Raw genomic sequence first — 24,274 nt, forward strand, 5'->3', positions numbered from 1 at the left:
TCGCGGACGAGGGAGAGACGGGACATGAGGCTACGCAAGGGCAAGCGGCAGAAGGCGGACAGCGGGCCGGAGGTGGACAGCCGGCCGGCGGCGGACAACCCGCGCGAGGCCGGCAGCCGGACCGAAGCGCCGGCCGCCACGCCCGGCCTCGCCGTCGAACTGCGCGACGTCCGGCGGCAGTACGGGCGCGGGGCGGGCGCCGTGCACGCCCTCGCCGGCATCGACCTGGGACTGCCGCGCGGCACGTTCACCGCGGTCATGGGCCCCTCCGGATCGGGGAAGTCCACCTTCCTCCAGTGCGCCGCCGGGCTCGACCGGCCGACGTCGGGGTCCGTGCGCCTCGGCGGCACGGAGATCACCGGCATGAAGGAGAACGAGCTCACCGAACTGCGCCGCAGCCGCCTCGGCTTCGTCTTCCAGGCGTTCAACCTGCTGCCGTCGCTGACCGTGGAGCAGAACGTGCTGCTCCCCATGCGCCTGGCCGGACAGCGCCAGGACCGGCACCTGGCCGAGGAGGTGCTCGCCCGGGTCGGGCTCGCCGACAAGGCGCGGCGCCGGCCCGGAGAGCTCTCCGGCGGTCAGCAGCAGCGTGTGGCCGTCGCCCGCGCCCTGGTCACCGGACCCGACGTGATCTTCGCGGACGAACCCACCGGCGCCCTCGACACCGGCACCGCCGCCGAGGTCCTCGGCCTGCTGCGCAACGCCGTGGACTCCCTCGGCGCCACGGTCGTCATGGTCACCCACGACCCGATGGCGGCCTCCTGGGCCGACCGCGTGCTGTTCCTCGCCGACGGCGCCTTCGCCGACCGCATCGAACGCGGTTCGGCGGAGCAGATCGCGGCACGGATGGCTGTGCTCACCTCCCGTGCCTCGCGCACGGGCGCGCCGGTGGAGGTGACCGTATGAAGCGCCCCAACGGACTCGCCCGTGAGGCCGTCCGCTTCAAGCCCGCGTCCTTCGCGGGGACCTTCCTCGCGCTGCTGATGTCCGCACTGATCGTCTCGACCTGCGGAATCCTGCTCGAGACCAGCCTGCGCGCCTCGGTGCCGCCGGAGCGCTACGCGAACGCGCCGGTCGTCGCGGCCGCGGACCAGAACGAGTACGTCGTCACCGGCAGCGGCGAGGACGAGGAGAGGGAGGCGACACCGCTGCCGGACACGGCACGGATGGACGCCGCCCTGGCGGCGAAGGCCGCCAAGGCACCGGGCGTGGCCGCGGCCGTCGCCGACTTCACCTTCCCGGTGCGCACGGCGCACGACGGCGCGGGCTCCGGCGCGCGCGACCTGCGCGTACCGGGCGGGGTGCTCACCGCGCACGGATGGGGCTCGCACGCCTTCACCGGCACCGCGCTGAGCAGCGGTTCCGCGCCCGGCGCGGGCGAGGTCGTGCTCGACGCGGGCACCGCCCGCGCCGCGCACGCCGCCGTCGGCGACACCGTGGTCCTGGAGACCGCCGCCGGCCGGCAGGACTTCCGCGTCGCCGGCGTCGCCCAGGCCGGACCCGGGGACACCGCCCGCGACCCCGGCCCCCTGGCCTGGTTCGCCGACGACCGGGCCGGCACGCTCGCCGGGCACCCCGGCACCGTCGACGCCGTGGCCGTACTGGCCGAGCACGGCACGGACACCGACGCCCTCGCCGACGCCGTGCGGCATGCCCTGGCCGGCTCCGGTGTCCAGATCAACACCGGCGACGACCGCGGTGGCGTCGAGGACCCCGGCCTCGGGTACGCCAAGGTGACGCTCTTCGGGATCGGCGGCTCCTTCGGCGGCATCGCCGCGATCGTCGCGGTCTTCACCGCCGCCGGGACCGTCGCGCTCTCGGTCGGGCAGCGGGCCCGCGAGTTCGCCCTGCTGCGCGCCATCGGGGCCACCCCGCGGCAGATCCGCCGCGCCGTCGCCTCCGAGGCACTGCTCGTCGCGCCGCTCGCCGGGATCGTCGGCTGCCTGCCCGGCATCGGGCTCGCCCACTGGTGGTTCGGGCAGTTGCAGGACCGCGGCGCGGTCCCGCACAGCGTGGAGCTGCACGTCTCCGGGTTCCCGCTGCTCGCCGCCGTCGTCATGGGGCTGCTCACCGCGCTCGGCGCCGGCTGGGCGGCCGGGCGGCGGCCCGCGAGGATCAAGCCGGGGCAGGCCCTGTCCGAGGCGTCGGTGGAGCGGCTGCGGCCCGGCGTGGTCCGTACCGCCCTCGGCGTCGTCGCCCTCGTCGGTGGCGCGGTCCTCACCGGTGTGTCCGCCAGCTCCGCCGGGGACGACGCGGCCGGCGCCGCCCTCGGTGTCGTCATGTGCTTCATGCTCGCCGTCGGGTTGCTCGGCCCGCTGGTGGCGCGGCTGTGCGCGGGCCTGTTCGGCCTCCCGCTGCGCTCCGCCGGCCCGGCCGCCGGGCTCGCGGCCGCCAACTCCCGCGCCAACGCCCGCCGTCTCGCCTCCGCGATCACCCCGATCGCGCTCGCCGTGGCGTTCTCCTCGACCCTCGTGTTCATGAACACGAGCCAGAACCACGCCGCCGACAAGCAGCTGCGCGCGGGCATCACCGCGGACCACGTGGTGACGGACCCGGCCGGCCTCCCGGTCGACACGGTCGCCCGCGCCGACCGCGCACCGGGCGTCCGCACGGCCGTCGGACTGCTGAACACGCAGGTGCTGGTGCCGACCGGCTCCGGCGAGTTCAAGTCGCTCCTGGGCGCCGCGACCCAGGGCGTCACCGGCTCCGGCGCCGAACTCGCGGAGGTCGAGGACCTGGACGTGCGCGACGGCAGCCTCGACCGGCTCGGCGAGGGCCGCATCGCCATCGACCGGACCCTCGCGGACTCGGCGGACGCCGGCGTCGGCGACCGGCTCCCGCTCTACCTCCCCGACGGCACCGAGGTCAGCCCCGAGATCGTCGCCGTCTACGGCCGCGGTCTCGGCCTGGCCACGGTGACCATGGACCGGGCGTCCCTGGACGGGCACGTCACCTCGGCCTTCGACAGCACGCTGCTGGTACGGGGCGGCTCGGAGAAGTCGCTCGCCGCCCTGGGCGAGGTCACCGACGTCTCCGGCTTCGCCACCGAGCAGAGCCTGGACGCGAAGACGGGGGCCTGGCTGAACAACACCATGGCCGCGGTCCTCGGCGGCTTCGCGGCCGTCGCCGCCGTCAACACCCTGGTGATGACGGTCCTGGACCGCCGCCGCGAACTGGGCACCCTGCGCCTCGTCGGCTCCACCCGGCGCCAGGTGATGACGATGCTCCGCTGGGAGGGCCTGCTGGTGGCGGTGGTGGGCCTGGTCCTCGGCTCCGCGATCGCCACGGCCACGCTCGTTCCGATGATGAGCGGCGTCACCGGCGACGCCCCGTACGTGCCCCCGCTGCTGTTCGGCTCCTTCGCGGTCGCCGCCGGCGGCCTGGCCCTCCTCGCGGTCACCCTCCCGGCCCGTGCGGTACTCCGCCGCTGGTCATGACCGGACGGCGCGCCCCGGTCAGGGGCGCGCCGGGGCCGTACCGGATCCGCGGCTCGGCCGTGCGGGCACGAGCGACCGCGTCGTGCCCGCACGCGAGGAACGGACCGCCCCCTCGGGGCGCTCAGAGGCCCGCCGCCTCCGACACGTCCCTCTTCAGCGCCGCCAGCAGCGCCCCCGCCCGCTCCCGCGCCGGCCGCAGGCCGTCCCGGGAGGCGACCGGGACGACGACCTCCAGGTAGCACTTCAGCTTGGGTTCCGTCCCGCTCGGGCGGACGATGACCCGGGCGCCGTCCAGGGTGTAGCGCAGACCGTCCGTCGGGGGGAGCCGGTCGGTGCCGCGGGTCAGATCCTCCGCGGCGGTCACCGCGAGGCCCGCGAGCCGGGCCGGCGGGTGCTCGCGCAGACGGCGCATCGCGTCGGCGATGACGGACAGGTCGTCCACCCGTACCGACAACTGGTCCGTCGCGTGCAGGCCGTGCTCGACGGCGAGATCGTCGAGGAGGTCGAGCAGGGTGCGTCCCTCGGACTTCAGGCCGGACGCGAGTTCGGTCAGCAGCAGTGCCGCCGTGATGCCGTCCTTGTCGCGGACCCCGTCCGGGTCGACGCAGTAGCCGAGTGCCTCCTCGTAGCCGTACCGCAGGCCCTCGACGCGGGCGATCCACTTGAAGCCGGTGAGGGTCTCCTCGTAGCCCAGTCCCGCCGACTCGGCGATCCGGCCGAGGAGGGAGGAGGAGACGATCGACTCCGCGAACGTGCCGGCCGCCCCGCGCCGGACCAGATGCGCGGCGAGCAGCGCACCGACCTCGTCGCCGCGCAGCATCCGCCACGCGCCGCCGTCCCGCACGGCGGCGGCGCACCGGTCGGCGTCCGGGTCGTTGGCGATGATCAGGTCGGGGCCGGCCTCCCGTGCCGTCGCGAACGCCAGGTCCATCGCGCCCGGCTCCTCCGGGTTGGGGAAGGCGACGGTCGGGAAGTCCGGGTCCGGCTCCGCCTGTTCCGCGACGAGCACCGGCTCGGGGAAGCCGGCCCGCGCGAACGCGGCGAGCAGCGTGTCCTTGCCGACGCCGTGCATCGCCGTGTAGACGGTACGGGCGGTGCGCGGCGAGCCGGGGGCGAGGACGGCGTCCGTACGGGCGAGATAGGCGTCGAGGACGGAGTCGTCGAGGATCTCCCAGCCGGAGTCCGGGCGGGGGACGTCCGCCAGGGCGGCGATCGCGTCGATCTCGGCGGCGATCTCCGCGTCCGCGGGCGGCACGATCTGCGAACCGTCCCCCAGGTACACCTTGTAGCCGTTGTCCCGGGGCGGGTTGTGGCTCGCGGTGACCTCCACGCCGGCCACCGCGCCGAGGTGGCGGATGGCGAAGGCGAGGACGGGGGTGGGCAGCGGGCGGGGGAGCACCGCCGCGCGCAGGCCCGCGCCGGTCATCACTGCGGCGGTGTCGCGGGCGAAGTCGGCGGACTTGTGGCGGGCGTCGTAGCCGATGACGACAAGGCCGGCGTCCTGCCCGGCGCCGTGCGGAGTGCCGTTCTTCTTCAGGTACGCGGCGAGACCGGCGGCGGCGCGGATGACGACGGAGCGGTTCATGCGCTGGGGACCGGCGCCGAGTTCGCCCCGCAGGCCGGCGGTGCCGAACTGGAGGGTGCCGGAGAAGCGGGCGGTGAGTTCGGGGAGGTCGGGGGTTTCGAGGAGGGCGGCGAGTTCCTCGCGGGTGTCCGGGTCGGGGTCCTCCGCGAGCCAGGCCTTGGCCTTGGCGAGGAGATCGTCGTGCACGGGTCAGCCTCTCTCGTTGTGGTGGGGGGTGCCTGGGGGGTTTCGCCCCCGCCACCCCTACCCTTCCCGTCCCCCAGGGGCTCCGCCCCTTCGAACCCGACGCCTCGGAGTTCGGGTGGCCGGTGTCGTGGGGCGGGTGCGGGTGGGTGGGGACTTCTCGCGCGGTTCCCCGCGCCCCTGGCGGGACGCGGCCCCTGCGGGGCGCCTCAGATGCGGTCCAGGACCTTGGTCAGCAGTGCGCCCATGCGGGTCGCGCTGTCGCGGCCGGCCTGGAGGACCTCCTCGTGGTTGAGGGGTTCGCCGGTCATGCCGGCCGCCAGGTTGGTGACCAGGGAGATGCCCAGGACCTCCGCGCCCGCCTCACGCGCGGCGATCGCTTCGAGGACCGTCGACATGCCGACCAGGTCCGCGCCGAGCGTCCGCGCCATCCGGATCTCCGCCGGAGTCTCGTAGTGCGGCCCGGGGAACTGGGCGTAGACGCCCTCCTCCAGGCCGGGCTCGATCTCCTGGCACAGCGCCCGCAGTCGCGGCGAGTACAGGTCGGTGAGGTCGACGAAGTTCGCGCCCACGATCGGCGAGGTCGCGGTCAGGTTGATGTGGTCGCTGATCAGCACCGGCTGCCCGGGACGCATCGTCTCGCGCAGACCCCCGCAGCCGTTGGTCAGGACGACCGTCTTGGCGCCGGCGGCGACGGCCGTCCGCACGCCGTGGGCGACCGAGGCGACCCCGTGACCCTCGTAGTAGTGGGTGCGGCCGAGGAAGACCAGGGCGCGCTTGCCGCCGACGCGGTACGAGCGCAGTCGCCCGCCGTGGCCCTCGACGGCCGGCGGCGCGAAGCCGGGCAGGTCGGTGACCAGCAGATCGGCGTCGGGCTCGCCGAGGGCGTCGACGGCGGGGGCCCAGCCGGAGCCCATCACGAGGGCGACGTCGTGGGTCTCGGCGCCCGTCAGCTCGCGCAGTCGCGCGCCGGCGGTGTCGGCGGCGGCGTAGGGGTCGCCCTGGCGGTCGTCCGGAAGAAGAGAAGCGTTCACGCGCAAGAGAGTAGCCGCTTACCGCCTACGCGCGTAGATGACGGAGGTCGCGGGAGCGCGATCGTTGCCGTGTCGTTTCCGACGGGTTTCCGGCGGCTGCTGTCCCGTCAGGCCGACGGCCAGTTGAGCAGGGCCGTGTCGGCGACCTGCCGGAGATCGTCGCGGGTGGCACCGCTCGCCGCCTGGACGGCGATGCCGTTCGCGACGGTCATGACGTAGCGGGCGAGGACGACGGGGTCGGCGTCCGGGGGCAGGTCGCCCTCGTCGACCGCCCGCCGGAACCGGTCGCGCAGCCGCTCGGTGCCCTCGTTGCGCCAGTCGGCGAGGGCGTCCCGGGCCGGCCGCCCCCCGCTGCCGGCGGCCAGGGACGCCTGGACGCCGAGGCATCCGGCGGGGCAGCCGGGCTGGGTGGTGGCGCGGACGGCGCCGTCGAGGAACGCGGCGGCCACCTGCCGGGCGGTCGGTTCCGCCAGGGCCCGCACCCCGTACGAGGCGGGGCCCTCGCCGTAGCGCTCCAGGGCCTTGAGGAACAGGGCCTCCTTGTTGCCGAAGGCCGCGTACATGCTGGTGCGGGTGATGCCCATGGCGCGGGTCAGCTCGGTGAGGCCGGCGCCCTCGTAGCCCTGTTCCCAGAAGACCCGCATGGCGCGTTCGAGCGCCTCGTCGGCGTCGAAGCCCCGCGGCCGGCCGATCGGTGCCTTCTGCCGCGCCTCCGGCTGCTCCCTCTTCTCCATGGACGCAATCCTACCTCTTCTGTACCGATCGGTTCAGAGGTGCTACGGTCTCCCTCGGGATCGATCGGTATCGATCGGTACCGAAATTCTTCCTGGCTGGGAGGCCACTGACATGGGACAGCTTGAGGGCAGGACGGCCGTGGTCACGGGCGGCGGCACGGGGATCGGCCTCGCCAGCGCCGTACGGCTGGCGGCCGAGGGGGCGCACGTGTTCGTCACCGGGCGGCGCAAGACGGAACTGGACGCGGCCGTGGAGACCATCGGCCCCGACCGGGCCACCGCCGTGCCGGGGGACATCGCGAACCCGGCCGACCTGGACCGGCTCTACGACGCCGTCCGCGCGCGGGGCCGGGGACTGGACGTCGTGTTCGCCAACGCGGCGACCGCCCAGCTGGTGCCGCTGGGGGAGATCACCGAGGAGGACTACGACCACGTCTTCGGGGTGAACGTGCGTGGCACGCTGTTCACCGTCCAGAAGGCGGTGCCGCTGCTGAACGACGGCGCCTCGGTGATCCTGAACGCGTCCACCGCCGCGGACAACGGGCAGGAGACGTTCAGTCTGTACGCGGCGTCCAAGGCGGCGGTGCGGTCGTTCGCGCGGACGTGGGGGAACACGTTGAAGGACCGGGGGATCCGGGTCAACGCGATCTCGCCCGGGCCGATCGACACACCGGGGATCACGGCGCTGTTCGGCGAGGAGCGGGCGGCCGAGGTGCGGGCCCACCTCGCGACGACCGCGGCGGCCGGGCGCATGGGGCGGCCGGAGGAGGTCGCGTCGGTGGTGGCGTTCCTCGCGTCCGACGAGAGCAGCTTCATGCTCGGCGCGAACGTGTACGTGGACGGCGGCGAGAACCAGATCTGACCGCGGGGGCTTTCCTCGCCCCCGCCGCCCCTACCCTTCCCGTCCCCGGGGGCTCCGCCCCCGGACCCCCCAAAAGATTGCGCCCACGCGGCGGAGCCGCAGATCGACACAGCCCCGCGCCCCTTTCAGGGGCGCGGGGAACTGCGCGACACGCCACGAACCCACCCGCACCCGCCGAACAACAGCAGACCCCGAGCTATCAGGCGCCCCTCAGCACGGGCGCTTGCGCAGCTCCATCACGTAGTCGTGCGGCGCGCCCGCCGACTCCGCCGCGTCGGCGAGCTCACCGAGGTAGCGGGCGGACGGCAGTCCGCCTTCGTACGCGTCGAGGACGTACGCCCACGCGGACTCCTCCCCCTCCAGCGTGTGCACCCGCACCTTCAGGCGGCGGTATATGTCCATGCCGACGCCCTCCCACCCGTCCAGCGCCTCCTCGTCCATCGGGGCGATGTCGTACAGCGCGACGAACACCTGGGAGCCGGGCGCCTCCACGATCGTCGCGAGCGCGCCCTCCCAGCTCATCTGCTCGCCGCCGAACGTCAGCCGCCAGTCGTTCAGCCAGCCCGTGGCGCGCAGCGGCGAGTGCGGGGCGCGGCGGGTCATCAGCCGCGCGTCGAGGTTGCCGGCGTACGCGGCGTAGAGCGACATGAGCGCAGCGTACGGCAGTCCCGCGCGCCCCACCCGGGCGGCGCCCGGGGCGCCGTACCCGCGCGGACCCCGACCGGACGCGCCTGCCGTCGGCCCCGGCGGGAAGCATCTTGAAGCGTGCGGGACAATGGGGTACGTGACTCGGATCGTGATCATTGGCGGCGGACCCGGCGGATACGAAGCGGCGCTGGTGGCCGCGCAGCTCGGCGCGGAGGTGACCGTCGTCGACTGCGACGGCCTGGGCGGCGCGTCGGTGCTGACCGACTGCGTGCCCTCGAAGACCCTCATCGCGACCGCCGAGGTGATGACCACCTTCGACTCCTCCTACGAGGAGCTCGGCATCATCGTCGCCGACGACACCCCGCCGCTTGAGCAGGCCGCCCGGGTGGTCGGCGTCGACCTGGGCAAGGTCAACCGACGGGTCAAGCGGCTCGCGCTCGCCCAGTCGCACGACATCACCGCCTCCGTGACCCGGGCCGGCGCCCGGGTGGTGCGCGGGCGCGGCCGGCTGGAGGGCATGCAGGCCGTCGACGGCTCGCGCACGGTCGTCGTACGGGCCGCCGACGGCAGCGAGGAGCGGCTCACCGCCGACGCCGTGCTCATCGCCACCGGCGGTCACCCGCGCGAGCTGCCCGACGCGCAGCCCGACGGCGAGCGCATCCTGAACTGGACCCAGGTCTACGACCTCGACGAGCTGCCCGAGGAACTCATCGTGGTCGGCTCCGGCGTCACGGGCGCCGAGTTCGCCGGCGCCTACCAGGCGCTCGGCTCCAAGGTCACCCTCGTCTCCTCGCGCGACCGGGTGCTGCCCGGCGAGGACCCGGACGCCGCCGCCGTGCTGGAGGACGTCTTCCGGCGTCGTGGCATGAACGTCATGGCCCGCTCCCGCGCCGAGTCCGTCAAGCGGGTCGGCGACCGCGTCGAGGTCACGCTCGCCGACGGCCGGGTCATCACCGGCTCGCACTGTCTGATGGCGGTCGGCGCCATCCCGAACAGCGCGGGCATGGGCCTGGAGGAGGCGGGCGTCCAGCTGCGCGACTCCGGGCACATCCGTACCGACCGCGTCTCGCGCACGACGGCACCGGGTGTGTACGCGGCCGGCGACGTCACCGGCGTCTTCGCGCTCGCCTCGGTGGCGGCGATGCAGGGCCGCATCGCGATGTACCACTTCCTCGGCGACGCCGTGGCCCCGCTGAACCTCAAGACCGTCTCGGCCAACGTCTTCACCGACCCCGAGATCGCCACGGTCGGCTACTCGCAGGCCGACGTCGACGCGGGCAAGATCGACGCCCGCGTCGTCAAGCTGCCGCTGCTGCGCAACCCGCGCGCCAAGATGCAGGGCATCCGGGACGGCTTCGTCAAGATCTTCTGCCGCCCGGGCACCGAGATCGTGGTCGGCGGTGTGGTCGTCGCACCGCGCGCCTCGGAACTGATCCACCCCATCTCGATCGCGGTCGACAACAACCTGACGGTCGAACAGATCGCGAACGCGTTCACGGTGTACCCGTCCCTGTCGGGTTCGATCGCCGAGGTCGCCCGCCAGCTCCACACCCGCAAGGCGACGGGCGGGGCGTGAGGGCGGACCGTCGGGAACCGGGTCGTCGCGGGGCCCGGCGGCCGAAAGCGGAGGCCGTGGTGACGGGCTGTCGTCGGCCGTCCGACGGGGTGTGTGACGGCCGGGAGCCCGTATACCACTTGTGACCCCCCTGTGCGAACAACTTCTGTTATTCGGCGCAAACTGCTGAAAGCAGGCGGTCGTTGGGGTTACTGTCAGTTTCGTGTTCGCTGCAGAACGTCGCCAATTGATCCTCGAAATGGTGCGCGCGAACGGGGCCGTGTCGCTCCGTGAGCTCGCCCGCGTCGTCCAGACCTCCGAAGTGACCGTACGGCGGGACGTGCGCGCACTGGAGGCAGAAGGACTCCTCGACCGCCGGCACGGCGGTGCGGTACTGCCGGGCGGGTTCACGCGGGAGTCCGGCTTTCCGCAGAAATCCCATCTCGCGACCGCCGAGAAGACGGCCATCGCCGATCTCGCCGCGAGCCTCGTCGAAGAGGGCGAGGCGATCGTGGTCGGTGCGGGCACCACCACGCAGGAACTGGCCCGCCGGCTGGCCCGGGTGCCGGGGCTGACGGTCGTCACCAACTCCCTGCTGGTGGCGCAGGCCCTCGCCCACGCCAACCGGGTGGAGGTCGTGATGACCGGCGGCACCCTGCGCGGCTCCAACTACGCGCTGGTCGGGTCGGGGGCGGAGCAGTCCCTCCAGGGGCTGCGGGTCTCCCGGGCCTTCGTCTCCGGTGCCGGTCTCACCGCCGAGCGGGGGCTCTCGACGTCCAACATGCTCTCCGCGTCGGTCGACCGGGCGCTGGTGCAGGCGGCGGCGGAGGTGGTCGTTCTCGCGGACCACACGAAGCTGGGCACGGACACGATGTTCCAGACCGTGCCGACGGATCTCATCACCCGGCTCGTCACCGACGAGCCGCCCGCGCACGACGACCGTGCGGGCGGGGAGTTGCAGGCGCTGGCCGACCAGGGTGTGCAGATCGCGGTGGCCGGGGCGGGGGGAGGGGAGACGGGGCCGGGGCCGGCCGGGGGCCGGCAGGCGCGCCGTGACGTCGGCCTGCCGGGGCCGAGACGGCAGGGCCCGGGGGCGCCGCAGCTCCGCAGCGCCCCGGTCCTCGGCGACCCCCCGGGCGGCGACCGCCCGGCCCGAGTAGCCGACCTCCGCCGCCGCTGACCAGCCTGCGGCTCGCTTTGGGGGGGGTGGGGTGCGGGGGGTGAGTTCTCGGCTGCGGGTGCGCTGTGGTTGTTCGCGCAGTTCCCCGCGCCCCTTGTAGGCGGGGGCGGGCCGTGGGTTTTCGGCTGCGGGTGCGTTGTGGTTGGTTGCGCAGTTCCCCGCGCCCCTGAGAGACGGGGGGCGTGCCTGGGGTCTCGTGTGCGGGTGCGCTGTGGTTGTTCGCGCAGTTCCCCGCGCCCCTTGTAGGTGGGGGTGAGCCGTGGGTTTTCGGCTGCGGGTGCGTTGTGGTTGGTTGCGCCCGCGTGGCGGAGTCGCAGGTTGATGCAGCGCTGGGCGAATCACCTGGGGGTGCAGGGGGCGGAGCCCCCGCTGGGGTGGTGGGGCTGAGCCCCGCGTTTCATCCCACCCCACCCCACCCCTCAGGGGTCGAAGGGGCGGAGCCCCTGGGGGGTGGGACGGGTAGGGGCGGCGGGGGCGAGGGAAAACGCCCCGCCACCCCCGGAGGGAACCGTCAGTCCTTGATCTCGCAGATCGGGGCGCCGGAGGTCACCGAGGCGCCCACCTCCGCGCCGAGCCCCTTCACCGTGCCCGCCTTGTGGGCATTGATCGGCTGCTCCATCTTCATGGCCTCCAGGACGACGATCAGATCGCCCTCCTTGACCTCCTGGCCCTCTTCCACCGCGATCTTGACGATCGTCCCCTGCATGGGAGAGGCCAGCGTGTCGCCGGAGGCGACGGGACCCGACTTCTTCGCGGCCCGCCGCTTCGGCTTCGCGCCCGCCGCCAGCCCCGTCCGCGCCAGCGACATCCCCAGCGACGCCGGCAACGACACCTCCAGCCGCTTGCCGCCGACCTCGACGACCACCGTCTCGCGGCCCGACTCCTCGTCACCCTCCGCATCGGCGACCGCGGAGAACGGCTTGATCTCGTTGACGAACTCCGTCTCGATCCACCGGGTGTGCACGGTGAACGGCTCGGCGGACCCGGTCAGCTCCGGCCCGAAGGCGGGGTCGCGGACCACCGCGCGGTGGAAGGGGATGGCGGTGGCCATGCCCTCCACCTGGAACTCGTCCAGCGCCCGCGCCGCCCGCTGTAGCGCCTCCGCCCGCGTACGCCCCGTCACGATCAGCTTCGCCAGCAGCGAGTCCCACGCCGGACCGATGACCGATCCGGCCTCGACACCCGCGTCCAGCCGGACACCCGGCCCCGACGGCGGGTCGAACCGCGTCACGGTCCCCGGCGCGGGCAGGAAGCCCCGGCCCGGGTCCTCGCCGTTGATGCGGAACTCGAAGGAGTGCCCGCGCAGCGGCGGGTCGTCGTAGCCGAGCTTCTCGCCGTCGGCGATGCGGAACATCTCGCGCACGAGGTCGATCCCGGAGACCTCCTCGGTCACCGGGTGCTCGACCTGGAGCCGCGTGTTGACCTCCAGGAAGGAGATCGTGCCGTCCGCCCCGACGAGGAACTCCACGGTGCCGGCGCCGACGTACCCGGCCTCCTTCAGGATGGCCTTGGACGCCGAGTACAGCTGGTCCATCTGCTCCTTGGACAGGTACGGCGCCGGGGCCTCCTCCACCAGCTTCTGGTGCCGGCGCTGCAACGAGCAGTCACGCGTGGAGACGACGACCACGTTGCCGTGGGAGTCGGCCAGGCACTGCGTCTCCACGTGCCGCGGCTTGTCCAGGTAGCGCTCGACGAAGCACTCGCCGCGCCCGAACGCGGCCACGGCCTCGCGCACCGCCGAGTCGTACAGCTCGGGCACCTCGTCCAGCGTGCGGGCCACCTTCAGACCGCGCCCGCCGCCGCCGAACGCGGCCTTGATCGCGATGGGCAGGCCGTGCTCCTCGGCGAAGGCCACGACCTCCTCCGCGCCGGAGACCGGGTCGGGGGTGCCGGCCACCAGCGGGGCGCCGGCGCGCTGCGCGATGTGCCGGGCGGCGACCTTGTCGCCGAGGTCGCGGATGGCGTGCGGGGGCGGACCGATCCAGATCAGGCCCGCGTCCAGGACCGCCTGGGCGAACTCCGCGTTCTCGGAGAGGAAGCCGTACCCGGGGTGGACGGCGTCCGCGCCGGAGTCCGCGGCGGCCTGGAGCACCTTGGCGATGTCCAGGTAGCTGGTGGCCGGGGTGTCCCCGCCCAGGGCGAACGCCTCGTCGGCGACGCGCACGTGCACCGCGTCCCGGTCCGGTTCCGCGTAGACCGCCACGCTCGCGATGCCGGCGTCGCGGCAGGCCCGGGCGACACGGACAGCGATTTCGCCACGGTTGGCGATCAACACCTTGCGCACGATGGCTCCCTCTCCTTGAAACAAGCCGAGTTTAGGGACTGCCGACACGACGTTTCGACCCGTGCCCATTGGTGAGCTTGCCCACACGGAGCGTGAGTCGGGGCTCACTCGACCGGCGAAACCCCTTGTCGCACCGGAGTGCGCGGGGGCCCTCCCGGAAACCCTAGCCCTCCGGTGTGGTCGAGGTCTCTGTGCGGCCGTGCTGCGGCCGGTCGTGTTTCTTTGTGGAGTCCCTACTAATGGCCCAATGATTCTTTGCCCCTGCCGCACCCCTTGTCCCAGCGTTTACCCGTGAGTAGCGTGCCCGATGTCCGGCAGGTACTGGCGGTAACGCGTGGGAAGGCGGGGGTGGGGCGGAGTGCTGCGCAGACCGGTGGCGCTGGTGACGGCGGTCGTGCTCTTCTGCGAGGCGGTGGGCATCGCGCTGCTCAACTGGACCCTGGGCACGCTCGTGGACCACCAGCACATGTCCCTCGCCGGCCTCGACCCGGACAAGATGTCCGCCTCGTCGAAGATCGGCGGCCTGGTCTTCGGCCTCTACTTCGTGCTCTGCGGCATCGCCGCGCTGGCGGTCTGCGTGCGCAACCGCCCGTCCGCCGGGCTCGGCCGGATACTGCTGATCAGCGCGGCGGTGGTGCACGCGGTGCTGGGCGCGTTCGCGGTGGGACTGATCGGGTGGCGGGCGTTCGCCTCCATGATGGTCGTGTTCGCGCTGATCGTGCTCACGCTGATGACGTACGACCGGGCGCAGGAGGAGCCGCGTCCCGCGGCGACGGACGCCCCGGGACCCCCGGAGCCCCCGGCGGGACCGCCCGCCGACCCCGGGCCCGTCAGCGCTCCTGGGCCGGGGGCGCCCACAACTCCGTGATGCTCACGCCCAGTTCCGCCAGCAGCCGGCGGAGCAGCGGCAGGCTGAGCCCGATGACGTTGCCGTGGTCGCCCTCGATGCCGTCGATGAACGGCGCCGAGCGGCCGTCCAGCGTGAACGCGCCCGCCACGTGCAGCGGTTCCCCGGAGGCGACGTAGGCGGCGATCTCGTCGTCCGTCGGCTCCCCGAAACGGACCACGGTGGCCGCGGTCGCCGAGACGTGCCGTCCGGTCGCGGTGTCCCACACGCAGTGGCCCGTCTGAAGCGTGCCGGCCCGGCCGCGCATCGCCTTCCAGCGGGCCGTGGCCTCCTCGGCGTCGGCGGGCTTGCCGAGCGCCCGCCCGTCCAGGTCCAGCACCGAGTCGCAGCCGACCACCAGCGCGCCGTGCACGTCCGGGCGGGCCGCCACGACGGACGCCTTCGCCTCGGCGAGGGCGAGCGCCAGCTCGGCGGGGGTGGGGGCGGTGAAGGGGTCCTCGTCCACCCCGCTGACGACGACCTCCGGGGCGAGCCCCGCCTGGCGCAGCAGGCCGAGGCGGGCGGGGGACTGGGAGGCGAGCACGAGGCGGCGGGGCGGCGACTGATCGGTCATGCGGGCCAGGGTATTGCGCCCCGCCCGCCGCGTGCGCGGCCGGCCGTGCCTACAGGATGCCCAGCACCAGCATGGCCAGCACCATGGCCAGGGCCAGGACGACGCCGAGGCGGCGCAGCATGGCCTGCGCGCCGCGCAGTTCCTCGGGCGGCTCGTTCTCGGGGTCGGACCACAGCATGTCTTCGAGGGTGCGACCGGCCGGTCGGTCGGCGCCTGAGTACGGGTACTCAACTTCCCGGGCGGCAGCGCCGGCCGCCCGGGAAGCGGGGCGTCAGCCCGGCCAGTACGTACGGCTCCAGGCCGTCGGGCCCGGCTGCGGCAGGCGCTGCGCCGCGAGGCGGGACGGGTCGGACCAGGAGGCGCGCGGGGCGGGCGCGGCGGGCGGCTCGGCGCCGGCCGCGGCGGCGCGGGCGCGGACCACCGCGAGGGCGGCGGCGAGCTCCTCGGGGGTGGGGTTGCCCCGTACGACTTTGATCGTCACAACGGCTCCTTCCGGGCTCTGGCTTCCGACTTTCAGAGGGGGATGTTGCCGTGCTTCTTCGGGGGGAGGGATTCGCGTTTGGTGCGCAGCTGGCGCAGGCCGCGGACGAGGTGGGCGCGGGTGTCGGAGGGCATGATCACGGCATCGACGTAACCGCGCTCGGCGGCGACGTAGGGGTTGAGGAGGGTGTCCTCGTACTCCTGGATGAGCCGGGCGCGGGTCGCCTCGGCGTCGTCGGCGCCGGCGATCGTGCGGCGGTGCAGGATGTTGACGGCGCCCTGGGCGCCCATGACGGCGATCTGGGCGGTGGGCCAGGCCAGGTTGAGGTCGGCGCCCAGGTGCTTGGAGCCCATGACGTCGTAGGCGCCGCCGAAGGCCTTGCGGGTGATGATGGTGATGAGGGGGACGGTGGCCTCGGCGTAGGCGAAGATCAGCTTGGCGCCGCGGCGGATGATGCCGTCGTGTTCCTGGTCGACGCCGGGCAGGAAGCCGGGGACGTCGACGAAGGTGAGGACGGGGATGTTGAAGGCGTCGCAGGTGCGCACGAAGCGGGCGGCCTTCTCGGACGCCCTGATGTCCAGGCAGCCGGCGAACTGCATGGGCTGGTTGGCGACGATGCCGACGGGGCGGCCCTCGATACGGCCGTAGCCGGTGACGATGTTCGGCGCGTACAGCGGCTGCGTCTCGAAGAACTCCGCGTCGTCCAGGACGTGTTCGATCACCGTGTGGATGTCGTACGGCTGGTTCGCGGAGTCCGGGACGAGGGTGTCCAGCTCGCGGTCCTCGTCGGTGACGGCGAGGTCGGCCTCCTCGGGGAAGGCCGGGGGCTCGGAGAGGTTGTTCGAGGGCAGGTAGGACAGCAGCTGCTTGATGTACTCGATGGCGTCCTTCTCGTCGCCCGCCATGTGGTGGGCCACGCCGGAGGCCGTGTTGTGGGTGCGGGCGCCGCCGAGTTCCTCGAAGCCGACGTCCTCGCCGGTGACGGTCTTGATGACGTCGGGGCCGGTGATGAACATGTGCGAGGTCTGGTCGACCATGACCGTGAAGTCGGTGATCGCGGGGGAGTAGACCGCGCCGCCCGCGCACGGGCCGACGACCAGGCTGATCTGCGGGATGACACCGCTCGCGTGGGTGTTGCGGCGGAAGATCTCCCCGTACGCGCCGAGGGAGGCGACGCCCTCCTGGATGCGGGCGCCACCGGAGTCGTTGATGCCGATGACCGGGCAGCCGGTCTTCAGCGCGAAGTCCATCACCTTGGCGATCTTCTGCCCGTAGACCTCGCCCAGCGCGCCGCCGAAGACGGTGAAGTCCTGGGAGAAGACGGCGACGGGGCGGCCGTCGACGGTGCCGTAGCCGGTGACGACGCCGTCGCCGTAGGGGCGGTTGTCCGCCAGGCCGAAGTCGGTCGAGCGGTGCCGGGCGAACTCGTCCAGTTCGACGAACGAGTCTGCGTCCAGGAGGAGTTCGATCCGCTCGCGGGCCGTCAGCTTGCCCTTGGCGTGCTGCTTGTCGACGGCGCGTGCCGAACCGGCGTGCGTGGCTTCCTCGATACGGCGCTGCAAATCCGCGAGCTTGCCCGCGGTGGTGTGGATGTCGATCTCTTCGCGCGCCTGGCGCTCTTCCGGCTCGGACATCGGGGATGCGGCTCCCTGCCTGCTCAAGTGGGGACGTGAGGGTGCGATGTGCGGTTCTCGGGTGATCGTGGGCGATTGGGGGTGATCACGGATGATCGGGGGCGACCGGGGGACGACGCTGGTCGGTGACGCTCGTGCGAGGGGTGGGCTACTCATCCGTAGCGTAGTGGTGTGCCTACGGGTCGGCAGTGCGGCGTTGGCCACACCCGACGCGCTCTAGGGTGACTCGTATGACGCCGCGAGACGCTTCCGAGCCGCCCCCCAGCCGCTGGTCCGACCTGGAGCGGCCGCCGCTCGACGCCGGTGGGCTGCGCCGGGCGCTGGTGCGGCCGGGGAGCCTGTGGTCGGAGGTGGAGGTGGTGCAGCGCACCGGGTCCACCAACAGCGATCTGGTCGCCCGTGCGGCGAAGGGCACGGCGGCCGAGGGCGCGGTGCTGGTCGCGGAGGAGCAGAGCGCGGCGCGCGGCCGGCTCGACCGGCGGTGGACGGCTCCCGCCCGGTCCGGCCTCTTCTTCTCCGTCCTGCTCGACCCCGCCGAGGTACCCGTCGCCCGCTGGGGCTGGCTGCCGCTGCTCACCGGCGTCGCGGTGGCCACCGGGCTGTCCCGCGCGGCGGGCGTCGACACCGCCCTGAAGTGGCCCAACGACCTGCTCGTCACGGTGGACGGCGCCGAGCGCAAGACCGGCGGCATCCTCGCCGAGCGGGCCGGGGAGCGGGGCGTGGTCGTCGGCATCGGCATCAACGTCACCCTGCGCGCGGACGAGCTCCCCGTGCCCACCGCCGGGTCGCTGGCCCTCGCGGGCGCGGCCGGCACGGACCGCGACCCGCTGCTGCGGGCGGTGCTGCGCTCCCTGGAGCAGTGGTACGGCCGCTGGCGGGAGGCCGGCGGGGACGCCGCGGCGAGCGGACTCCAGGAGACGTACGCCGCCGGATGCGCCACCCTGGGCCGTACCGTGCGGGCCGACCTGCCGGGCGACCGGTCGGTCACCGGGGAGGCGGTGGCGGTCGACGGGGACGGACGGCTGGTGATCGCCACGGAGGAAGGGGTACAGGAGCCGGTGGGCGCGGGCGACGTGATCCATCTGCGGCCCGCGCGGGGGTGAGAGCGGGCAGCTCCGCCGGGGAGTGAGCTACCGCACACCTGCCGTAGAGTTGAGCGCGGTCGATACCTGACCGCGACAGATCGGAAGGGCAGCAGGCGTGACCGTCGACGATTCGGGCTCGGGCACGGGCGCACATCCCGCCCCCGACGGTGAACCGGCGCGGGACGACGAGACCGGCGCGGGTGAACCCGGCTCCGGGGAGCCGGGTTCCGACGAGGTGGGGGCGGGACGGGCGACCGGTGGCGACGTGGCCGATGGTGACGGCGACGTGGCCGACGGTGAGGACGACGACGGGGAGGACCCGCTCGCACTCCGCCTCGAAGGCCTGATCCTCGGCGCCGAGCGCCGCTACACCCCCTTCCAGGCGGCCCGCAGCGCGGGCGTCTCCATGGAACTGGCCTCCCGCTTCTGGCGGGCCATGGGCTTCGCCGACATCGGCCAGGCCAAGGCGCTCACCGAGGCCGACGTCCTGGCCCTGCGACGGCTCGCCGGTCTCGTCGAGGCGGGACTGCTCAGCGAGGCCATGGCGGTGCAGGTCGCCCGGTCCACCGGCCAGACCACCGCCCGGCTGGCCGAATGGCAGATCGACTCCTTCCTGGAGGACCTCACCGAGCCGCCCGAGCCCGGCATGACCCGCACCGAGGTGACGTACCCGCTGGTGGAACTGCTCCTGCCGGAGCTGGAGGAGTTCCTGGTCTATGTCTGGCGGCGCCAGCTCGCCGCCGCCACCGGACGGGTCATCCAGGCCACGGACGACGAGGAGATGGTCGACCGCCGCCTCGCCGTCGGCTTCGCCGACCTCGTCGGCTTCACACGGCTGACCCGGCGGATGGAGGAGGAGGAGCTCGGCGAGCTGGTCGAGGCGTTCGAGACGACCGCGGCGGACCTGGTCGCGGCCAACGGCGGCCGGCTCATCAAGACCCTCGGCGACGAGGTCCTCTACGCGGCCGACGACGCCGGTGTCGCCGCCGAGACGGCCCTGCGGCTGATCGAGACCATGGCGAACGACGAGACGATGCCGGAGCTGCGCGTCGGCATAGCGTTCGGCACGGTGACCACCCGGATGGGCGACGTCTTCGGTACGACGGTGAACCTCGCGAGCCGGCTGACGTCGATAGCCCCCAAGGACGCGGTCCTCGTCGACCAGGCGTTCGCCGAGGAACTCATCCGCTCCGGCGAGGCCCCCGCCTCGGAGGCGGAAGCGGCCGAAGCCGCCGCGACGGCGGAGAAGGAGGGCGAGGACGCCCCCGCCTACCGCTTCGCCCTCCAGCCCATGTGGCAACGCCCGGTCAGGGGCCTGGGCGTGGTCGAACCCTGGCTGCTGACGCGACGGACGCCCGAGGAGTAGGGGCGAGCGCCCCATAGGAGCGCGGGGCTGTGTCGATCTACGGCTCCGCCGCGCGGGCGCGAGCAACCGCAGCCCCGCTAGGGGCGCGAGGCTGTGTTGTCTGCGCGGGCCGCCGCGGGTGCGCGACCACCCACCGTGCCCCATAAGGGGCGCGGGGAACTGCGCGAGAAGTCCCCACCCGCCCGCACCCGCCCCCCAACCCCACCCACTCGAGCTCCCAAGCGCCCGGGGTCCAAGGGGCGAAGCCCCTTGAAGGGACGGGAAGGGTAGGGGCGGCGGGGGCGAAAACACCCCACGAGAACCCCACCCCACTTCCGCCACCCCCCACTCCCCTGCGATGATCGACCCGACCACAAGTTAACCCACGTTAACCGGGAGGGCGCCATGGACGACGACACGACGGAACACACGGAGGAGCGCCGCTACGGCGACCACGTCGTCGTAAAACGCCACACCCACGTCGCCGAACTCGTCCTCGACCGCCCCAAGGCGATGAACGCCGTCTCGACGGCCATGGCCCACTCCCTCACCGCCGCCTGCGCCGCCCTCGCCACGGACAGAACCGTACGAGCCGTCGTCCTCACCTCCACCCACCCCCGCGCCTTCTGCGTAGGCGCCGACCTCAAGGAACGCAACTCCCTCACCGACGCCGACCTCCTCGCCCAACGCCCCCTCGCCCGCGCCGCGTACACCGGCGTACTGGATCTCCCCATGCCGACGATCGCCGCGGTCCACGGCTACGCCCTCGGCGGCGGCTTCGAACTCGCGCTCGCCTGCGACGTGATCGTCGCGGACAGCACCGCGGTGGTGGGCCTGCCCGAGGTCTCGGTCGGCGTCATCCCGGGCGGCGGCGGCACGCAACTGCTGCCCCGCCGCGTCGGAGCGGCCCGCGCGGCGGAGCTGATCTTCTCGGCCCGCCGGGTCGAGGCACCCGAGGCGCGACGGCTCGGCCTGGTGGACGAACTGGTCGAGGCGGGCGAGGACCGCGAGGCGGCGCTCGCGATGGGCGCCCGGTTCGCCGCGAACTCACCGGTCGGCCTGCGGGCGGCGAAGCGCGCGCTGCGGGTCGGCTGGGGGCTGGAGTTCCGGGCGGGCCTGGAGGTGGAGGACGCGGCCTGGCGCACGGTCGCGTTCTCACCGGACCGCGCGGAGGGAGTGGCGGCGTTCAACGAACGCCGACCGCCACGCTGGGAGGACTGAGCGCCCCACACGCCGGGACGACCGGGCGCCCCGCGCGCACCCGTGCGCGCCCCGCACGCACCTGTGCCCCCTCACCCCCGTTCGCCGTCCCCAACCTCCCGTATCGCCCCAATCCTCCCTAACCTGGAGTGATGGGTGAGGACAGACGGTTGCGGGCCGTGGTCGCGCTGGCGCAGGGCATGGCCGCCGCGCCCACTCCCCGCGACGCCTGGCGCGCCGCCGCCCTCGGGGCCTGCGACGCGCTCGTCGGCAGCTTCGCCGCGCTCTCCGTCTGGGAGCGCGACCGCGGCTGCCTGCGCGTCCTGGCGAACGTCGGCGCCCGCGCCGAGGACGAGGAGGAGTTCCCCGAGGACGAGACGTACCCCGTGCACGAGTTCCCGGAGATCACCGAGTTCCTGCACGAGCGCTGGGCCGGCGGCGTCGGCCCGAGCGCCTGGGTGGAGACGGCCGGCGGCCCGGAGGGCGCGTCGGCCACCCGCGCCGGCTACTGCCACCAGCGCGTCGCCGCGCTCCGCCGCCGGGGCCGCGGCGCCTGCGTCGTCGCCCCGGTCGTACTGCACGGCCGCGCCTGGGGCGAGCTGTACGTGGCGCGACCGGTGGGCGCGCCCGTCTTCGACCGGGCGGACGCCGACTTCGCGACCGTGCTCGCCTCCGTCGTCGCGGCCGGGATCGCGCAGACCGAGCGGCTGGAGGAGGCCCGCCGGCTGGCCTTCACCGACGCGCTCACCGGTCTGGCCAACCGCCGCGCCGTCGACATGCGGCTGGACGAGGCGCTGGACCTGCACCGGACCGAGGGTGCCGTCGTCAGCCTCGTCGTCTGCGATCTGAACGGGCTGAAGCGGGTCAACGACACCCGCGGCCACGCGGTCGGCGACCGCCTGCTGGAACGTTTCGGTTCCGTGCTCTCGCTGTGCGGCGCGATGCTCCCGGGCACGCTCGCCGCGCGGCTCGGCGGCGACGAGTTCTGCCTGCTCGCGGTCGGACCGCCCGGCGACGCGGTGGTCCGCGCGGCCGACGAACTCTGCCGGCGCGCGGCCGAGCTGGAACTGGGGGACGGGGTGGCGTGCGGCGTCGCCTCCACGGACGACCCCATCGGACCGGTGCGCTCGGGCCGCCGCCTCTTCCGCCTCGCCGACGCCGCACAGTACCGGGCGAAGGCCCTCCGGGCGGGCAAGCCGGTGGTGGCGGGACGCGAGGGCGCGGACGACCCGGTCGTCCGCCTGGCGGACGCCCGCCCGGAAGGCGCGGAACGCCGCACCTTCCGAGGCCGCGTGCCGTGACCCTCCGGGTGGGGCGCGGGAGAGCTCGGGGGCCCCTGTGATTCGTCGGCTGCGGGTGCGTCGTGGCGTGTCGCGCAGTTCCCCGCGCCCCTTGAGTGCCGTCGGCCGACAACCCACCCCCACCCGTGACACCACGGAATTCACTGCGTACGCTCCTGAATATGGATATGCAAACCGTGGTGGTGGGCACCACCACAGTCACCGCGTCCGACGTCCTCGCCGTCGCCCGCGACGGCGCCCGCATCGAGCTCGACGACGACGCCCGCACGGCCCTCGCCGCCGCCCGCCGCACCGTCGACGCACTCGCCGCCAAGCCCGACCCCGTCTACGGGGTCAGCACCGGCTTCGGCGCCCTCGCCACCCGGCACATCGGCGCGGACCTGCGCGGCCGGCTCCAGCGCAACATCGTCCGCTCGCACGCCGCCGGCATGGGCCCCCGCGTCGAGCGCGAGGTCGTCCGCGCGCTGATGTTCCTGCGGCTGAAGACCGTGTGCTCCGGACACACCGGCGTGCGCCCCGAGGTCGCGCAGACCATGGCGGACATCCTGAACGCCGGCATCACCCCGGTCGTCCACGAGTACGGCTCCCTCGGCTGCTCCGGTGACCTCGCGCCGCTCTCGCACTGCGCGCTCACCCTCATGGGGGAGGGCGAGGCCGAGGGCCCCGACGGCGTCGTACGCCCCTCGGCCGAGCTCCTCGCCGCGCACGGCATCGCCCCCGTCGAACTGCGCGAGAAGGAGGGGCTCGCCCTCCTCAACGGCACCGACGGCATGCTCGGCATGCTGCTCATGGCCCTCGCCGACCTCGACACCCTCTACAAGACCGCCGACATCACCGCCGCCCTCAGCCTGGAGGCCCTGCTCGGCACCGAGAAGGTGCTCGCCCCCGAGCTGCACGCCATCCGCCCGCACCCCGGGCAGGCCGCCAGTGCCGCCAACATGCTCGCCGTGCTGCAGGGCTCCGAACTCACCGGGCACCACCAGGACGACGCGCCCCGTGTGCAGGACGCGTACTCCGTGCGCTGCGCGCCCCAGGTCGCGGGCGCCGGCCGGGACACCCTCGCGCACGCCCGCCTGGTCGCCGAGCGCGAACTGGCCGCCGCCGTCGACAACCCGGTGGTCCTGCCCGACGGCAGGGTGGAGTCCAACGGGAACTTCCACGGCGCCCCGGTGGCGTACGTCCTCGACTTCCTCGCCATCGCCGCCGCCGACCTCGCCTCCATCGCCGAGCGCCGCACCGACCGGCTGCTCGACAAGAACCGCAGCCACGGGCTCCCGCCGTTCCTCGCGGACGACCCCGGCGTCGACTCCGGGCTGATGATCGCCCAGTACACGCAGGCCGCCCTGGTCAGCGAGTTGAAACGGCTCGCGGTGCCGGCCTCCGTCGACTCGATCCCGTCCTCCGCGATGCAGGAGGACCACGTCTCGATGGGCTGGTCGGCGGCGCGCAAGCTGCGTACGGCGGTCGGCAACCTCGCCCGCGTCCTGGCGGTCGAGCTCTACGCGGCCACGCGCGCGATCGAGCTGCGCGAGGGGCTGACCCCCGCCCCGGCGAGCCGCGCGGCGATCGACGCGGCCCGCGCGGCCGGCATCGGCGGCCCGGGTCCCGACCGCCACCTCGCCCCCGACCTGGCGGCGGCGGACGCCTTCGTCCGCGAGGGCGGCCTGGTCGCGGCCGTCGAGACCGTCACCGGACCGCTGGCCTAGGGCCTGTCGCTCCCTTCCTGTCGTCCGCCCGGAGGATGCGCACGGAAGCGTGATAAGGGGCGCGGGAGCGTACGGGGGCGAGCGGGAGCGTGCGGGGCGTCAGTACGCCGCCGTGCGCTCCCGTCGTACCGAGTACGCCACGAAGCCCGCGCCCAGGCCGAGCAGGAGCGTGCCGCCGACGACGTACGGGGTGGTGTCGATGCTGCCCGTGTCGGCGAGCCGGGTGCCGGCCGGGCCCTCCAGGGTCTGCGTGGCCGTCCCCGTCCCCGCGCCCGTCCCCCTGGTCGTCTCCGAGGCGGTGTCCGCGGCCTGCGCGGCCGTGTGCTCCGTGGTCGTCGTCGTGTCCGTGGAGGTTCTCGCGACCGCCGAGGAGTCCGTCATCGTCGACGTCGACTCCTGGGACGCGTCCTGCGAGGCGTTCGCGCTCGGGACGAACCAGAGGGCCGCGAGCATGGTTCCCGCGGCGGTGGCGGTCAGCAACGATCGGCGTGCGGTGGACGACGATCGGCGTGCGGCGGACACGAAATATCGATCCCCTTGTGGCGCTTGCGAATTGGCCG

At 73.7% G+C, this 24,274-nt stretch carries 21 protein-coding genes; 11 read left to right on the forward strand and 10 right to left on the reverse strand.

Features of this window, described 5'->3' with window-relative positions:
- Positions 1–24: 24 nt before the first annotated feature.
- Both IO29_RS03455 and IO29_RS03460 read left to right on the forward strand, forming a co-directional pair.
- A complete protein-coding gene (locus IO29_RS03455) occupies positions 25–906 on the forward strand; it encodes an ABC transporter ATP-binding protein (RefSeq protein ID WP_030382231.1) in 882 nt (293 codons plus the stop codon).
- Positions 903–3,437: an ABC transporter permease gene (locus IO29_RS03460; RefSeq protein ID WP_030382230.1), complete on the forward strand. Its 2,535-nt coding sequence runs from the start codon at positions 903–905 to the stop codon at positions 3,435–3,437. Before IO29_RS03455 ends, IO29_RS03460 begins: the two co-directional genes overlap by 4 nt.
- A gap of 121 nt (positions 3,438–3,558) precedes the next feature.
- On the opposite strand, the gene IO29_RS03465 is transcribed toward IO29_RS03460, so the two are convergent.
- The 3 genes from IO29_RS03465 to IO29_RS03475 form a co-directional block, all read right to left on the reverse strand.
- Positions 3,559–5,208, reverse strand: a complete 1,650-nt coding sequence (locus IO29_RS03465) for a phospho-sugar mutase (RefSeq protein WP_030382229.1) — start codon at positions 5,206–5,208, stop codon at positions 3,559–3,561.
- 206 nt (positions 5,209–5,414) lie between these two features.
- On the reverse strand, positions 5,415–6,239 hold the full coding sequence (locus IO29_RS03470; RefSeq protein ID WP_030382228.1) for a purine-nucleoside phosphorylase: 825 nt from the start codon (positions 6,237–6,239) through the stop codon (positions 5,415–5,417).
- Between the two features lie 107 nt (positions 6,240–6,346).
- The gene (locus IO29_RS03475; protein WP_030382227.1) at positions 6,347–6,973 is read right to left on the reverse strand and encodes a TetR/AcrR family transcriptional regulator; all 627 of its coding nucleotides are present in this window, start codon (positions 6,971–6,973) and stop codon (positions 6,347–6,349) included.
- Positions 6,974–7,085: 112 nt separating this feature from the next.
- Between IO29_RS03475 and IO29_RS03480 the strand changes: the two genes are divergently transcribed.
- Entirely contained in the window at positions 7,086–7,835 is a 750-nt protein-coding gene (locus tag IO29_RS03480) for an SDR family NAD(P)-dependent oxidoreductase (RefSeq protein ID WP_030382226.1), read from the forward strand.
- Positions 7,836–8,045: 210 nt separating this feature from the next.
- On the opposite strand, the gene IO29_RS03485 is transcribed toward IO29_RS03480, so the two are convergent.
- Positions 8,046–8,483, reverse strand: a complete 438-nt coding sequence (locus IO29_RS03485; protein WP_030382225.1) for a gamma-glutamylcyclotransferase family protein — start codon at positions 8,481–8,483, stop codon at positions 8,046–8,048.
- A gap of 127 nt (positions 8,484–8,610) precedes the next feature.
- On the opposite strand from IO29_RS03485, the gene IO29_RS03490 reads away from it, so the two are divergent.
- Together IO29_RS03490 and IO29_RS03495 are read left to right on the forward strand one after the other, a co-directional pair.
- Entirely contained in the window at positions 8,611–10,059 is a 1,449-nt protein-coding gene (locus tag IO29_RS03490) for an NAD(P)H-quinone dehydrogenase (RefSeq protein ID WP_030382224.1), read from the forward strand.
- A gap of 202 nt (positions 10,060–10,261) precedes the next feature.
- Positions 10,262–11,218: a DeoR/GlpR family DNA-binding transcription regulator gene (locus IO29_RS03495; RefSeq protein WP_078618477.1), complete on the forward strand. Its 957-nt coding sequence runs from the start codon at positions 10,262–10,264 to the stop codon at positions 11,216–11,218.
- Between the two features lie 511 nt (positions 11,219–11,729).
- Here IO29_RS03495 and IO29_RS03500 read toward each other — a convergent pair.
- On the reverse strand, positions 11,730–13,502 hold the full coding sequence (locus IO29_RS03500) for an acetyl/propionyl/methylcrotonyl-CoA carboxylase subunit alpha (RefSeq protein WP_030382222.1): 1,773 nt from the start codon (positions 13,500–13,502) through the stop codon (positions 11,730–11,732).
- Between the two features lie 358 nt (positions 13,503–13,860).
- On the opposite strand from IO29_RS03500, the gene IO29_RS03505 reads away from it, so the two are divergent.
- Positions 13,861–14,370: a hypothetical protein gene (locus tag IO29_RS03505; protein WP_030993898.1), complete on the forward strand. Its 510-nt coding sequence runs from the start codon at positions 13,861–13,863 to the stop codon at positions 14,368–14,370.
- Here the strand turns inward: IO29_RS03505 and IO29_RS03510 are convergent.
- The 4 genes from IO29_RS03510 to IO29_RS03520 all read right to left on the reverse strand — a co-directional run bounded on the left by IO29_RS03510 (position 14,333) and on the right by IO29_RS03520 (position 17,077).
- On the reverse strand, positions 14,333–14,962 hold the full coding sequence (locus IO29_RS03510; RefSeq protein WP_030382220.1) for a nucleoside triphosphate pyrophosphatase: 630 nt from the start codon (positions 14,960–14,962) through the stop codon (positions 14,333–14,335). The genes IO29_RS03505 and IO29_RS03510 overlap by 38 nt on opposite strands.
- A 49-nt stretch (positions 14,963–15,011) precedes the next feature.
- Positions 15,012–15,140 (reverse strand): morphogenic membrane protein MmpB, encoded by a 129-nt coding sequence (mmpB, locus tag IO29_RS39970; protein ID WP_267881984.1) that lies wholly within the window; start codon positions 15,138–15,140, stop codon positions 15,012–15,014.
- 93 nt (positions 15,141–15,233) lie between these two features.
- Complete coding sequence (locus tag IO29_RS03515) at positions 15,234–15,443, reverse strand: acyl-CoA carboxylase epsilon subunit (protein WP_030382219.1); 210 nt, start codon at positions 15,441–15,443, stop codon at positions 15,234–15,236.
- A gap of 32 nt (positions 15,444–15,475) precedes the next feature.
- Positions 15,476–17,077 (reverse strand): acyl-CoA carboxylase subunit beta, encoded by a 1,602-nt coding sequence (locus IO29_RS03520; protein WP_030382218.1) that lies wholly within the window; start codon positions 17,075–17,077, stop codon positions 15,476–15,478.
- Positions 17,078–17,307: 230 nt separating this feature from the next.
- Between IO29_RS03520 and IO29_RS03525 the strand changes: the two genes are divergently transcribed.
- The 5 genes from IO29_RS03525 to hutH all read left to right on the forward strand — a co-directional run bounded on the left by IO29_RS03525 (position 17,308) and on the right by hutH (position 23,714).
- Positions 17,308–18,180 carry a biotin--[acetyl-CoA-carboxylase] ligase gene (locus tag IO29_RS03525; RefSeq protein ID WP_030382217.1) on the forward strand — a complete coding sequence of 291 codons (873 nt, stop codon included), beginning with the start codon at positions 17,308–17,310 and terminating at the stop codon, positions 18,178–18,180.
- A gap of 97 nt (positions 18,181–18,277) precedes the next feature.
- Positions 18,278–19,528: an adenylate/guanylate cyclase domain-containing protein gene (locus tag IO29_RS03530; RefSeq protein WP_030382216.1), complete on the forward strand. Its 1,251-nt coding sequence runs from the start codon at positions 18,278–18,280 to the stop codon at positions 19,526–19,528.
- 384 nt (positions 19,529–19,912) lie between these two features.
- On the forward strand, positions 19,913–20,728 hold the full coding sequence (locus IO29_RS03535) for an enoyl-CoA hydratase/isomerase family protein (RefSeq protein WP_030378916.1): 816 nt from the start codon (positions 19,913–19,915) through the stop codon (positions 20,726–20,728).
- A gap of 131 nt (positions 20,729–20,859) precedes the next feature.
- Positions 20,860–22,008, forward strand: coding sequence for a GGDEF domain-containing protein (locus IO29_RS03540; RefSeq protein WP_030378915.1), 1,149 nt, complete (start codon positions 20,860–20,862; stop codon positions 22,006–22,008).
- Positions 22,009–22,175: 167 nt separating this feature from the next.
- Positions 22,176–23,714 (forward strand): histidine ammonia-lyase, encoded by a 1,539-nt coding sequence (gene hutH, locus IO29_RS03545; RefSeq protein ID WP_030378914.1) that lies wholly within the window; start codon positions 22,176–22,178, stop codon positions 23,712–23,714.
- A gap of 99 nt (positions 23,715–23,813) precedes the next feature.
- Here the strand turns inward: hutH and IO29_RS03550 are convergent, their stop codons facing one another.
- On the reverse strand, positions 23,814–24,236 hold the full coding sequence (locus IO29_RS03550) for an LPXTG cell wall anchor domain-containing protein (protein ID WP_030378913.1): 423 nt from the start codon (positions 24,234–24,236) through the stop codon (positions 23,814–23,816).
- Between the last annotated feature and the right edge of the window lie 38 nt (positions 24,237–24,274).

Origin of the sequence: Streptomyces sp. NRRL F-6676 (assembly GCF_000725625.1) — a bacterium.
In the GTDB taxonomy this organism is placed as follows: Bacteria; Actinomycetota; Actinomycetes; order Streptomycetales; family Streptomycetaceae; genus Streptomyces.